Annotated in this window: 8 protein-coding genes, 2 tRNA genes and 2 rRNA genes; 10 read left to right on the top strand and 2 right to left on the bottom strand. The window is 59.6% G+C overall.

The features are described 5' to 3' along the window. Positions 1–54: 54 nt before the first annotated feature. The 4 genes from XCC_RS19880 to rrf all read left to right on the top strand — a co-directional run bounded on the left by XCC_RS19880 (position 55) and on the right by rrf (position 3578). A tRNA-Ala gene (locus tag XCC_RS19880) sits at positions 55–130 on the top strand. A gap of 19 nt (positions 131–149) precedes the next feature. Continuing rightward, a tRNA-Ile gene (locus tag XCC_RS19875) sits at positions 150–226 on the top strand. Between the two features lie 227 nt (positions 227–453). Continuing rightward, a 23S ribosomal RNA gene (locus tag XCC_RS19870) occupies positions 454–3336 on the top strand. A gap of 127 nt (positions 3337–3463) precedes the next feature. Continuing rightward, positions 3464–3578, top strand: a 5S ribosomal RNA gene (gene rrf, locus XCC_RS19865). Positions 3579–4822: 1244 nt separating this feature from the next. Here the strand turns inward: rrf and putA are convergent. After that, complete coding sequence (gene putA, locus XCC_RS19860; RefSeq protein ID WP_011038915.1) at positions 4823–8023, bottom strand: bifunctional proline dehydrogenase/L-glutamate gamma-semialdehyde dehydrogenase PutA; 3201 nt, start codon at positions 8021–8023, stop codon at positions 4823–4825. Between the two features lie 278 nt (positions 8024–8301). Between putA and XCC_RS19855 the strand changes: the two genes are divergently transcribed. The 6 genes from XCC_RS19855 to XCC_RS19835 are packed head-to-tail and all read left to right on the top strand — an operon-like array spanning position 8302 to position 13081. Continuing rightward, entirely contained in the window at positions 8302–8778 is a 477-nt protein-coding gene (locus XCC_RS19855) for a DUF2244 domain-containing protein (protein WP_016944221.1), read from the top strand. A 16-nt stretch (positions 8779–8794) separates the two neighbouring features. Beyond that, positions 8795–9778, top strand: a complete 984-nt coding sequence (coxB, locus tag XCC_RS19850) for a cytochrome c oxidase subunit II (protein ID WP_011038913.1) — start codon at positions 8795–8797, stop codon at positions 9776–9778. Between the two features lie 39 nt (positions 9779–9817). Further along, complete coding sequence (gene ctaD, locus XCC_RS19845) at positions 9818–11422, top strand: cytochrome c oxidase subunit I (protein ID WP_011038912.1); 1605 nt, start codon at positions 9818–9820, stop codon at positions 11420–11422. Continuing rightward, positions 11403–11576, top strand: a complete 174-nt coding sequence (locus XCC_RS22160; RefSeq protein WP_011038911.1) for a hypothetical protein — start codon at positions 11403–11405, stop codon at positions 11574–11576. Before ctaD ends, XCC_RS22160 begins: the two co-directional genes overlap by 20 nt. Continuing rightward, a complete protein-coding gene (locus XCC_RS19840) occupies positions 11573–12169 on the top strand; it encodes a cytochrome c oxidase assembly protein (protein WP_011038910.1) in 597 nt (198 codons plus the stop codon). Before XCC_RS22160 ends, XCC_RS19840 begins: the two co-directional genes overlap by 4 nt. 36 nt (positions 12170–12205) lie before the next feature. Further along, entirely contained in the window at positions 12206–13081 is an 876-nt protein-coding gene (locus XCC_RS19835; RefSeq protein WP_011038909.1) for a cytochrome c oxidase subunit 3, read from the top strand. A gap of 96 nt (positions 13082–13177) precedes the next feature. Here XCC_RS19835 and XCC_RS19830 read toward each other — a convergent pair whose 3' ends face one another. After that, positions 13178–13396, bottom strand: coding sequence for a twin transmembrane helix small protein (locus XCC_RS19830; protein WP_011038908.1), 219 nt, complete (start codon positions 13394–13396; stop codon positions 13178–13180). Positions 13397–13403 lie beyond the last annotated feature (7 nt).

Here is a 13403-nt window from a genome sequence, read left to right as displayed (position 1 = left end):
TTACCTGCATTCAGAGATTCATACCGGCACAGGTCGGTATGCGAAGTCCCTTTTGGGGCCTTAGCTCAGCTGGGAGAGCACCTGCTTTGCAAGCAGGGGGTCGTCGGTTCGATCCCGACAGGCTCCACCATATTGAGTGAAAAGACTTCGGGTCTGTAGCTCAGGTGGTTAGAGCGCACCCCTGATAAGGGTGAGGTCGGTAGTTCGAGTCTACCCAGACCCACCACTCTGAATGTAGTGCACACTTAAGAATTTATATGGATCAGCGTTGAGGCTGAGACATGTTCTTTTATAACTTGTGACGTAGCGAGCGTTTGAGATATCTATCTAAACGTGTCGTTGAGGCTAAGGCGGGGACTTCGAGTCCCTAAATAATTGAGTCGTATGTTCGCGTTGGTGGCTTTGTACCCCACACAACACGGCATGTAACTCCGAGGCAACTTGGGGTTATATGGTCAAGCGAATAAGCGCACACGGTGGATGCCTAGGCGGTCAGAGGCGATGAAGGACGTGGTAGCCTGCGAAAAGTGTCGGGGAGCTGGCAACAAGCTTTGATCCGGCAATATCCGAATGGGGAAACCCACTGCTTCGGCAGTATCTTGCAGTGAATTCATAGCTGCTTGAAGCGAACCCGGTGAACTGAAATATCTAAGTAACCGGAGGAAAAGAAATCAACCGAGATTCCCTGAGTAGTGACGAGCGAACGGGGAACAGCCCTTAAGCTGGAATGGCTTTAGAAAAACAATCTGGAAAGATTGGCCATAGAAGGTGATAGCCCTGTATTTAAAAGGGCCACTCCAGTGAAGACGAGTAGGGCGGGGCACGTGAAACCCTGTCTGAATATGGGGGGACCATCCTCCAAGGCTAAATACTCCTGACCGACCGATAGTGAACCAGTACCGTGAGGGAAAGGCGAAAAGAACCCCGGAGAGGGGAGTGAAATAGATCCTGAAACCGTGTGCGTACAAGCAGTAGGAGCTCGCAAGAGTGACTGCGTACCTTTTGTATAATGGGTCAGCGACTTACTGTTCGTGGCAAGCTTAACCGTATAGGGGAGGCGAAGGGAAACCGAGTCTGATAAGGGCGCATAGTCGCGGGCAGTAGACCCGAAACCGGGTGATCTAGTCATGGCCAGGGTGAAGGTGCCGTAACAGGTACTGGAGGCCCGAACCCACGTCTGTTGCAAAAGACGGGGATGAGCTGTGATTAGGAGTGAAAAGCTAATCGAACCCGGAGATAGCTGGTTCTCCTCGAAAGCTATTTAGGTAGCGCCTCGGACGAATACTACTGGGGGTAGAGCACTGTTATGGCTAGGGGGTCATCGCGACTTACCAAACCATTGCAAACTCCGAATACCAGTACGTACTATCCGGGAGACACACGGCGGGTGCTAACGTCCGTCGTGAAAAGGGAAACAACCCAGACCCACAGCTAAGGTCCCAAATTCACTGCTAAGTGGAAAACGATGTGGAAAGGCATAGACAGCCAGGAGGTTGGCTTAGAAGCAGCCACCCTTTAAAGAAAGCGTAATAGCTCACTGGTCGAGTCGGTCTGCGCGGAAGATTTAACGGGGCTAAGCAGTGAACCGAAGCTTGGGGTGCGTAAAACTTCGGTTTTATGCGCGGTAGAGGAGCGTTCCGTAAGCCTGCGAAGGTGGATTGAGAAGTCTGCTGGAGGTATCGGAAGTGCGAATGCTGACATGAGTAACGATAATGCGGGTGAAAAGCCCGCACGCCGAAAGCCCAAGGTTTCCTTGCGCAACGTTAATCGACGCAGGGTTAGTCGGTCCCTAAGGCGAGGGCGAAAGCCGTAGTCGATGGGAAGCAGGTTAATATTCCTGCACCTCGCGTGAGTGCGATGGAGGGACGGAGAAGGTTAGGTGTACCGGGCGTTGGTTGTCCCGGGGAAAGGCGGTAGGTTTGGATCTTTGGCAAATCCGGGATCCTTTAAGACCGAGCACCGAGACGAGCCTTTATGGCGAAGTCACTGATACCACGCTTCCAGGAAAAGCTCCTAAGCTTCAGCTCACGAAGACCGTACCGTAAACCGACACAGGTGGGTAGGATGAGAATTCTCAGGCGCTTGAGAGAACTCGGGTGAAGGAACTAGGCAACATGGCACCGTAACTTCGGGAGAAGGTGCACCCTTTTTGGTGGCTCATGCGAGCTATAGCTGAAGAGGGTCGCAGAAACCAGGCCGCTGCGACTGTTTATCAAAAACACAGCACTCTGCAAACACGAAAGTGGACGTATAGGGTGTGACGCCTGCCCGGTGCTGGAAGGTTAATTGATGGGGTCAGCCGCAAGGCGAAGCTCTTGATCGAAGCCCCAGTAAACGGCGGCCGTAACTATAACGGTCCTAAGGTAGCGAAATTCCTTGTCGGGTAAGTTCCGACCTGCACGAATGGCGTAACGACAGCGGCGCTGTCTCCACCCGAGACTCAGTGAAATTGAAATCGCTGTGAAGATGCAGCGTTCCCGTGGCAAGACGGAAAGACCCCGTGAACCTTTACTATAGCTTTACACTGAACGTTGAGTTCGTCTGTGTAGGATAGGTGGGAGGCTATGAAACTGTGGCGCTAGCTGCAGTGGAGCCAACCTTGAAATACCACCCTGTCGTGCTTGACGTTCTAACCTAGATCCGTTATCCGGATCAGGGACCGTGTATGGTGGGTAGTTTGACTGGGGCGGTCTCCTCCTAAAGAGTAACGGAGGAGCACGAAGGTACGCTCAGCGCGGTCGGACATCGCGCACTGTGTGCAAAGGCATAAGCGTGCTTGACTGCAAGATCGACGGATCAAGCAGGTACGAAAGTAGGTCTTAGTGATCCGGTGGTTCTGTATGGAAGGGCCATCGCTCAACGGATAAAAGGTACTCCGGGGATAACAGGCTGATACCGCCCAAGAGTTCATATCGACGGCGGTGTTTGGCACCTCGATGTCGGCTCATCACATCCTGGGGCTGTAGTCGGTCCCAAGGGTATGGCTGTTCGCCATTTAAAGTGGTACGCGAGCTGGGTTCAGAACGTCGTGAGACAGTTCGGTCCCTATCTGCCATGGGCGTTGGAAGTTTGAGAGGGGCTGCTCCTAGTACGAGAGGACCGGAGTGGACGAACCTCTGGTGTTCCGGTTGTCACGCCAGTGGCATTGCCGGGTAGCTATGTTCGGAAGCGATAACCGCTGAAAGCATCTAAGCGGGAAGCGCGCCTCAAGATGAGACTTCCCGGGGCACAAGCCCCCTAAAGGAACCATATAGACTATGTGGTTGATAGGTCAGGTGTGTAAGTACAGCAATGTATTGAGCTAACTGATACTAATGATCCGTGCGGCTTGACCATATAACCTCAAGTTGCCTTGGTCCCAACGAACGTTGGTAGATCCCCAAACGCAAGCTACGTCACAAGTTAACTATGCGAGACTGGGCGCCTTAATCCGTTTCTTGGATGGCGACGCTCCAACCGTCTCCCTGGTGAAATTAGCGCTGTGGAACCACCCGATCCCATCCCGAACTCGGAAGTGAAACGCAGCTGCGCCGATGGTAGTGTGGCTCAAGCCATGCGAGAGTAGGTCATCGCCAGGGGCTTTACCCGAAACCCTCAGTCCAACAGGACTGAGGGTTTCTTTTTGCCTGCAATTTGACCAAAGACATATCCATGGGCGAGAAGATGACCGCAGCTGGACGCGCTCGGTCCTAGCGCTTTAATGCTGACTCGGCTTGGACACGTTTGCTTTAGGTGTTGGTCTTGGTATTGGTGCGCAGCGTCCAGCGACAGAATGCATGTGGTGAGGCCGCGTGGATCGACCGTTTCTTAGTCCGCTTAGCTGATCAGCCCGGCGTTATGCGTAGGCACTATGCGTAAAACATTGGCCTCTTCGGCACGGGGTAATAGGCATTTACTGACATGCCGCTAGTCACATGCGATGTCTGAGCACATTCCTGATATGACTCTCTTCTGTTGCGTTGCCTCAAGGAAGAGCCGTGGAACGTATAGCTATGAGGTAGCCTCTAGCCTTTCTTAAAGAGCGATGTCGTAAGCGGTGGAGCAAAGGCTCAGGCCAGCGCGAGGCGATACACCCGTAGTAGGTTGGGGCTCATGTAAGTGTTCAAAGACGACACCGTTTGTAAGTTTAGTCGGCGCGTCCACTTGCTGGTCAGTCGTCCAGCACCACTGCCGACAAGCCTACAAGCCTACAAGCCTACAAGCCCTATTGAAGTGTTGTCGTATTACTAGCCACCAATGAAGTCGTTATCCAGCATCAGTACTGGCGATCAGCGAGGCGCTGGCCTAGGTGGATGTAGTCACCCGAATGCGCGCTCGGCCTATGCGATAGCCAGTGGTCTAGATGGTTGAGTTAGCAAAAAGTGACGCTACTTGGCTACTTGGTACGGCGCAGATTCGCTAGATGCAGTGCTGTCCCGGAAGCTGCTTAGATCCCGCGGGTAGGTAGCCAATTGCGTTGCATCGCGGTGTCTGGTGCACTGCTGAGCCACATTAAATTTTGAATCATGTGCTCAGGCATCGGTTGCGCATAGGTCCACGGCCGTTTCGCGCTCGGCGGAGCCTATCCGTTGCGCCAAAAGAAAACCCCGCTTCTGCGGGGTTTTCTTGTTTCAAGCGCTCAATTCAACGAGCGTAAATCTGCAGTCGAACTTTCTGCGCTCTAGTGATGCGATAACAATTGGGGCTTTCCCAGTAGTTACGGATGTCATGGAACTCGTACTTCTTTACATCTAGGTTCCTGCAAGGATCGTTCGGGAGCGTTGCCTTGCCACGCCCACGGACTAATCGCAGAGCTAGCTACCAAGATGCGGCACTACCGGCCTCAGTCACCCAAGGTCAGCAGCGAAGCATTGCCGCCGGCTGCGGTGGTGTTCACGGTGACGACCTTTTCGGTGGCAAAGCGCAGCAGGTAGTGAGGACCGCCGGCCTTCGGGCCGGTGCCTGACAATCCCTGGCCACCGAACGGCTGCACGCCGACCACAGCGCCGATCTGGTTGCGATTGACGTAGACATTGCCTACGGCCACGCGCGAGGTGATGCGATCGATGGTCTCATCGATCCGCGAATGCACGCCCAGGGTGAGGCCATAGCCGGTGGCGTTGATCTGATCGATGACCGAATCCAGCTGGTCGGCTTTCCAGCGAATGATGTGCAGCACGGGGCCGAAAATCTCACGCTGCAGCTGCGCCAGGGACTTCAATTCGTAGGCACGTGGAGCAAAGAAGCTGCCATGTGCCGTGGCGCTGTCCAGCGTGGTCGTGCCGATCAGGCGTGCTTCGCTGTCCATGCGGCTCGCGTGTTCTTCCAGGATCTTCAGGGCATCGGCGTCGATTACGGGACCAACGTCGGTGGAGAGCAGGGCCGGGTCGCCGATTTTCAGCTCGCCCATCGCGCCGGCGAGCATGGTCATGACCTTGTCGGCGATGTCGTCCTGTACGAACAGCACGCGGGCGGCCGAGCAGCGCTGACCAGCAGAGATGAAGGCGCTGGAGATGGCGTCCTTGACTACGGCTTCCGGGAGCGAGGACGAATCGGCGATGAAGGCATTCTGGCCGCCGGTCTCGGCGATCAGTACGCCAATCGCGGCGTCACGCGCGGCGAGCGTGCGATTGATGATGCGGGCGGTATCGGTGGAGCCGGTGAAGGCGACGCCGGCAACGCGGGGGTCGTTGGTCAACGCGGCGCCGACCGTGGCGCCATCGCCGGGCAGGAACTGCACAGCGGCTTCCGGCACGCCGGCTTCATGCAACAGTTTGACCGCCGCAAAGCCCACCAGGTTGGTCTGCTCGGCCGGCTTGGCGATGACGGTATTGCCTGCCGCCAGCGCCGCAGCCACTTGGCCCAGGAAGATCGCCAGCGGGAAGTTCCAGGGGCTGATGCAGACGAACACGCCGCGGCCATGCAGTTGCAGCTCGTTGGATTCGCCGGTGGGGCCCGGCAGGCGCTCAGGCGCACCAAACTGCGCACGCGCCTGGGCAGCGTAATAGCGCAGGAAGTCCACGGCTTCGCGTACCTCGGCCACGGCGTCCGGCAGGGTCTTGCCTGCTTCCTTGACGCAGATCGCCATGAACTCCGGCATGCGGGCCTCGAGCAGGTCTGCGGCGTGTTCGAGGATGGTGGCGCGGCTGGCGGCGGGCGTGCGATTCCAGGCTGGCTGAGCGGCGGCGGCAGACGCCAATGCCTTCTGCACGGTGGCTGGGTCCGCGGGCTGCCAGTGACCGACTGTCTCGCGGCGGTCGGCCGGGTTGAACACGGCCTCGCTTGGCGTGGTGATCACGGCACCCGGCACCAGCGGCGCGGCCTTCCACGGCTTGATTGCGGCGGTGAGTTGGTCGGCCAGCTGCCGCAGATCGTTATCGTTGGCGAGGTTGGCGCCCATGGAATTCTTCCTGTTCTGGTTCTGGCTGCGCAGCAGGTCGGCCGGCAGCGGGATCTTGGGGTGCGGGATGGACGCAAACGAGGACACCGCCTCGACCGGATCGCGGATCAGGTCTTCGATGGCGACGTCTTCGTCGGTGATGCGATTGACGAAGCTGGAGTTGGCGCCGTTTTCCAGTAAGCGACGGACCAGGTACGGCAACAGGTCTTCGTGCGAGCCGACCGGCGCATACACCCGGCACGGCAATCCCAGCCGATCGGCCGGAATCACCTCGGCATACAGGTCATCGCCCATGCCGTGCAGTTTCTGGTGCTCGTAGGTCTTTCCTGCCGAGATCGCGCGCACCGCAGCGATGGTCTGTGCGTTGTGGGTGGCGAACATCGGGTACAGCGCGTCGCTGTGCGCGAACATGCGGCGTGCGCAGGCCAGATAGGACACGTCGGTGTTCTGCTTGCGGGTAAACACCGGATACCCGGGGTGGCCGTCGATCTGCGCACGCTTGATCTCAGCGTCCCAATACGCGCCCTTGACCAGACGCACCGGAATGCGGCGGCCAACGCGACGCGCCAGATCGGCAAGGAAATCGATCGTGTAGGGCGTGCGCTTCTGATACGCCTGCACTGCGAGCCCGTAGCCCTCCCAACCATCCAGCGATGGATCGGAGAACGTGGCTTCGATGATGTCCAGCGACAGCTCCAGGCGGTCGGCCTCTTCGGCATCGACGGTGTAGCCGATGCCGTAGGACTTGGCCAGTTGTGCCAGCTCCAGCACGCCGGGAACCAGCTCGGCCATCACGCGTGCGCGCTTGGCGTGTTCGTAGCGCGGATACAGCGCGGACAACTTGATCGAAATGCTGGGCGCGGCGAACACGTCTGTGCCCACGAAACTACCACTGCGGCCAATCGCGTGGATGGCATCGCGATACGCCTGCAGATAGCGCTGCGCATCCTTCATGGTGAGCGCGCCTTCGCCGAGCATGTCGAACGAATAGCGGTAATTGGCGTTGTCACCCTTGCGCGAACGCGCCAGCGCCTCGCCGATGGTGCGGCCCATGACGAACTGGTGGCCCATGATCTTCATCGCCTGGCGCACGGCCAAACGGATCACCGGCTCGCCGACGCGGCCGATCAGCCGTTTGAAGGCGCCCGGCACATCGGCGCGGGTAAGGTCGTTGAGCTGCACCAGCTTGCCGGTGAGCATCAAGCCCCAGGTGGATGCGTTGACCAGCACCGAATCACTGCCACCCACGTGCTTTTTCCAGTCCGCCTCGCCCAGCTTGTCGCGGATCAGCTTGTCGGCGGTGTCCTGGTCGGGAATGCGCAGCAAGGCTTCGGCCACGCACATCAGCAGCACGCCTTCTTCGCTGCCCAGATCGTATTGGCGCATGAAGGCTTCGATCGCGCCCTGATCCTGGGCACGTGCGCGCACCCGGGTGACCAGGTCGGCGGCCAGCGCCTGCACCTTGGCCTGCTCTGCGGCCGGCAGGCGCGCCTGCTCCAGCAATTCACGGACGTGCTCGGTTTCGTCCTTGAGCCAGGCAGCGGTGATGGCGGCACGCAAGGCGCCGGGCGCGGCGGGCAGTTCGGGCGCCAACAGCGGGCGCGCGAGGTGGGAAGAAGCAAACGTGTCTGGCTGGGCGTTCATACGTAGGGTGCCTGGGAATCCGCGCTCATTCTAGAGAGCCCGCCCGGCTGTGCACTTGTGTGGAAGCGGCAGCTTTTCTGCCGTTTTGTGCATGCCGTCGCGCAACGCCGTGATGACCCACGCGCGCGCCGCGATAAAACCCCAGCCGGCGGGAAGTGATTGATTTTTCGCACAGTTTTTAGCTGCAGTGCAGCATTGCTGATTCGCGCGAAACGCTTGCCGCATGCGTTCGCCCGGGACTACCATCGGGACATTCCCGCAGTCCGCTGCGTGTTGCCATGATCGAAGTACTGCCGTTGATGTCCGAAGGGGTTGGGACGCAGGTGCGGTTACGGCCTCCGCGGGCAATGAGTGCCAGGCAATTCATGCAGTTGTTTGCGGTGTTGGCGGGAACGATGTGGTTGTTTGCAGGCCTGGGGTGGTGGACCGGCAATGCGTTCGCGCCGGTGTTCGCCCTGTTGCACAGTGGTGTGGTGGCGCTGGCGCTGCGGCAGTTGTGGCGAAGCGGCGAGCGTGTAGAAGCGATCCGGGTGGGGGAAGCAGTAGTTGAAGTGTTTCCTTCCGGGCATGCGCCACCAGCGTTTCAGGCACATCCGCACTGGGTGCGGTTGCGCACGGAACGCGACGACAGGGTGTTGCTGGTGAGCAGCGGCAGGCAGATCGAGATCGGGAGCTTTCTCGGGCCGGCCGAACGTGTGGAACTGGCAGATACGCTGAAACGCTTGCTCGCGGCCGCCAATGGCCGTCACCGATGACGTAAGGGTCTAGGCAATGACGCAACGCAGCAGCTGGAACGCGACTTACATGAAATGTGGCTCGGCCGTGTTGGCGCTTGCAGGTGCGCCGTCTGCCTGGGCGCAATCAGCCGATCCCAAGGAATGGCAGCTCAACATGGGCCGTGGGGTCACCCAGACCGCGCGCATGGCCTATGAAGCCCACATGGTGGCGTTGTGGGTGTGCGTGGTCATCGGCGCGTTGGTGTTCGGCGCGATGGGCTATGCGATCTTCAAGTTCCGCAAATCCAAGGGCGCGGTGGCCGCGCAATTCAGTCACAACACCAAGGCAGAGGTGCTGTGGACGGTGATTCCGGTGCTGGTGCTGATCGCCATGGCATGGCCGGCGACCGCCAAACTGATTGCGATGTACGACACCCGCGAGTCGGAAATGACCGTCAAGGTCACCGGTTATCAGTGGATGTGGAAGTACGAATACCTGGGGCAGGGCGTCGAGTTCACCAGCCGTCTTGCGCGTGAATCCGATCGGATCCGCCAAAGTGGCGAGCGCCCTACCGCCGCGTCGCAGCCGCACTATCTGCTGGATGTAGACAACAGGCTGGTGTTGCCGGTCGATACCAAGATCCGCTTCGTGATCACCGCCGATGACGTGATTCACGCCTGGTGGGTGCCGGCGCTGGGCTGGAAGCAGGACGCCATTCCGGGAATCGTCAACGAAGCCTGGACCAATATCGAAAAGCCCGGCGTCTATCGCGGGCAATGCGCCGAGTTGTGCGGCAAGGACCATGGCTTCATGCCGATCGTGGTCGAAGCGCTGCCCAAGGCGGAATTCCAACGTTGGCTCGCATCGCGTCGTAGCGCGGCAGGCGTGCCGGCCGCAGCACCCGCTGCAACGCCGACAGCGCCTGCAGCACCTACAGCACCGGCGATGCCAGCGGACGCACCGGGGGCCGCCGCACCGTCAGCAGAGGCCACACAGGCGGCCGGCACAGCATCTGCCGCACCGTCCGCCGCTCTCTAATCGCACGCAACCGCATCGCTTCGCAGAGGTCGTTCCGTCATGGCGCACACCGCAGTCGATCACCACGGACACCACCAGCCCGGTTTCGTCGAGCGCTGGTTCTTCTCGACCAATCACAAGGATATCGGCACGCTGTATCTGCTGTTTTCCTTCGTCATGTTCATCATCGGTGCGGCGATGAGCGTGGTGATTCGCGCTGAATTGATGCAGCCCGGGTTGCAGTTCGTCAAACCCGAATTTTTTAACCAAATGACCACCGTGCACGCGCTGGTGATGATCTTCGGCGGGGTGATGCCGGCGTTCGTCGGTCTGGCCAACTGGATGATTCCGCTGCAGATCGGCGCGCCGGACATGGCGCTGCCGCGCATGAATAACTGGTCGTTCTGGTTGCTGCCGGCGGCGTTCACTTTGCTGCTGCTGACGCTGTTCCTGCCCGGCGGCGCGCCGGCCGCTGGTTGGACGCTGTATCCGCCGCTTTCGCTGCAAGGTGGTTACAACGTGGCTTTCAGCGTGTTTGCGATCCACGTGGCCGGGGTCAGTTCGATCATGGGCGCAATCAACATCATCGCTACCGTGCTCAATATGCGCGCACCCGGCATCGATCTGCTGAAGATGCCGATCTTCTGCTGGGCCTGGCTGATCACCGCCTTCTTGCTGATCGCGGTGATGCCGGTATTGGCCGGTGCGGTGACCATGCTGCTCACCGACAAGTTTTTCGGCACCAGTTTCTTCAATGCGGCCGGCGGCGGCGACCCGGTGATGTACCAGCACATCTTCTGGTTCTTCGGGCATCCCGAGGTCTACATCATGATCCTGCCGGCGTTCGGCGTGGTCAGCGAAATCATCCCCACCTTCAGCCGCAAGCCGTTGTTCGGTTACCAGGCGATGGTCTACGCAATCGCGGCGATCGCCTTCCTGAGTTTCATCGTGTGGGCGCACCACATGTTCACCGTGGGCATGCCGCTCGGTGGCGAAATCTACTTCATGTTCGCCACGATGCTGATCTCCATTCCGACCGGGGTGAAGGTGTTCAATTGGGTCAGCACGATGTGGAAGGGGTCGCTCACCTTCGAATCGCCGATGCTGTGGGCGGTGGCGTTCGTGATCCTCTTCAGCATCGGTGGTTTCTCGGGCCTGATGCTGGCGATCGTGCCGGCCGACTTCCAGTACCACGACACTTACTTTGTGGTGGCGCATTTCCATTACGTGCTGGTGACTGGCGCGGTGTTCGCACTGATTGCGGCGGTGTATTACTGGTGGCCCAAGTGGACCGGGCGCATGTACAACGAGGCCTGGGCCAAGTTCCATTTCTGGTGGACGATGATCTTCGTCAACCTGCTGTTCTTCCCGCAGCACTTCCTGGGCCTGGCCGGCATGCCGCGGCGTATTCCTGACTACAACGTGGTGTTTGCGGACTGGAATCTGATCAGTTCGATTGGCGCATTCGGCATGTTCGCCACCCCGTTCCTGATGGCCGGCATCTTGTTCGCCTCGTTGCGTAGTGGTGCCAAGGCTGACGCGCGTGCGTGGGAAGGGGCCAAGGGACTGGAGTGGACGGTCCCGTCGCCCGCTCCGGCGCATACCTTCACCGTGCCGCCTGTCATCAAGCCTGGAGATCTTGCGCATGAAGACATCGGTCACTGAGTCGACGCCGGCACCCGCGGTGGCACGCATGCTCTCCGCTGCCGAACGGCAAGCGCAACAGCGGCGCGCGGTGCGCCGTACCGCCATCACGGTGGGCATCATTGCGCTGCTGATCTATGCCGGCTTCATCGCCTCGGGAGTCATTGGCCGGTGAGTACGCGTCTGCCTACGCACACGCCTACTGCCGGCTTGTTCAAGTTGCTGGGCGTGGTGCTGGGTGTGTTTGTGCTGACGTTCTCGCTGGTGCCGCTGTATCGCATCGCCTGCGAAAAAGTATTCGGCATCCGCATGGAGCGTGCACCGGGTAGTGCCCGTGAAGGCGCGTCCAGCGCGGTGGCGGCCGGCAAGCGCACGGTGCGGGTGGAGTTCGATGCCGGCGTCAATTCGAAACTGCCGTGGACCTTCCATCCCGAGCAGATGACCATGGACGTGGTGCCCGGTGAACTCAACGAAGCGCAGTATTTCGCGCGCAATGACAGCGCACGGGCAGTAGTAGGCAGTGCAGTGCCTTCGGTGGCACCGTCGCGGGCGTCGGGCTACTTCAACAAGACCGAATGTTTTTGTTTTACCGCGCAGACGCTGCAGGCCGGCGAAACACGCGACATGCCGCTGCGCTTCATCGTGGACCCGGCGCTGCCGCCGGAAGTGACCACCATTACCTTGTCCTACACGTTCTATCGCAATGACACGCTGACCTCGGAACTGCAAAGCGGCGGCGCAGCCAGCGCCCCGCGTGCAGCGCCGTAATCGATCGCCCACTCATACCGACACGGAAGCAACGCCATGGCCGACCACAGTCCCAACGCCGACGCGTATTTCGTCCCGACCCAAAGCAAGTGGCCCTTTGTCGGCTCCATTGCGATGTTCGTGATGATGATCGGCGTGGCCAGCTGGCTCAACGACGCCGGATGGGGGCGCTGGACGTTCTTCGCCGGTGTGGCCATGTTGCTGGCGACGTTGTTCATGTGGTTTGGCGACGTGATTCGCGAGTCGAACGCCGGCCACTACAACCGCCAGGTGGACGGCTCGTTCCGCATGGGCATGGTGTGGTTTATTTTTTCCGAGGTGATGTTCTTCGGCGCCTTCTTCGGTGCGCTGTTCTACACGCGCGTGCTGACACTGCCCTGGCTGGGCGGCGAGGGCGATGGCGTGATGACCAACGAACTGCTGTGGAATGGGTATTCCGCAGCCTGGCCGACCAATGGCCCGGGCACCATCGGCGGGCAGTTCCAGACCATTCCGGCCTGGGGCTTGCCGCTGATCAACACGCTGATCCTGCTCAGCTCCGGCGTGACCTTGACCATTGCCCATCACGCATTGAAAGGCGGCCGACGCCGCGCGCTGTTGCTGTGGTTGGGGCTGACCGTGCTGTTGGGCTGCGTGTTCCTGTTCCTGCAGGCGGAGGAATACATCCACGCCTACACAGAACTCAATCTCACATTGGGCTCGGGCATCTACGGCTCGACCTTCTTCATGCTCACCGGCTTCCACGGCATGCATGTGCTGCTGGGCACGATCATGCTGGCGGTGATGTGGCTGCGCGCCGCAAAGGGCCACTTCAGCCGCGACAATCATTTCGCCTTCGAAGCCGCCGCCTGGTACTGGCACTTCGTCGACGTGGTGTGGCTGGCGCTGTTCCTGTTTGTGTATGTGCTTTGAGGGCGGGGAATAGAGAGTGGGGAATGGGGAATCGCACGAGCGGTCGCGCACTTGCTTTGCACGATTCCCAACTCCCGATTCTCGATTCCCGGCTCTTCAGCGCCCCACGCCATGCGGTTTGATCCAGCCGGTGTAAATGCCCAGGATCACCAGCGCGATCAATGCCACCGACAAGCCGATGCGCCAGGTCAATGCGTTGACCGTGCGCTTGGTCTGGCCGCGGTCGGTGAGCAGGTAGTAGAGCCCGGCGCCCAGGTTCCATAGGATGACGATCAGGAAGGCGACAATCAGCAGCGTCTTGAGCGAATCGTTCACAACAGCC

Origin of the sequence: Xanthomonas campestris pv. campestris str. ATCC 33913 (genome assembly GCF_000007145.1) — a bacterium.
In the GTDB taxonomy this organism is placed as follows: domain Bacteria; phylum Pseudomonadota; class Gammaproteobacteria; order Xanthomonadales; family Xanthomonadaceae; genus Xanthomonas; species Xanthomonas campestris.
The sequence above is the reverse complement of the archived record's forward strand: the minus strand, read 5'-3'. Positions and strand labels throughout refer to the sequence as shown.

Coding starts and splice junctions, on each gene's coding strand:
- putA (WP_011038915.1), bottom strand. CDS start 8,023: ATGAACGCCCAGCCAGACACGTTTGCTTCTTCCCACCTCGCGCGCCCG.
- XCC_RS19855 (WP_016944221.1), top strand. CDS start 8,302: ATGATCGAAGTACTGCCGTTGATGTCCGAAGGGGTTGGGACGCAGGTG.
- coxB (WP_011038913.1), top strand. CDS start 8,795: ATGACGCAACGCAGCAGCTGGAACGCGACTTACATGAAATGTGGCTCG.
- ctaD (WP_011038912.1), top strand. CDS start 9,818: ATGGCGCACACCGCAGTCGATCACCACGGACACCACCAGCCCGGTTTC.
- XCC_RS22160 (WP_011038911.1), top strand. CDS start 11,403: ATGAAGACATCGGTCACTGAGTCGACGCCGGCACCCGCGGTGGCACGC.
- XCC_RS19835 (WP_011038909.1), top strand. CDS start 12,206: ATGGCCGACCACAGTCCCAACGCCGACGCGTATTTCGTCCCGACCCAA.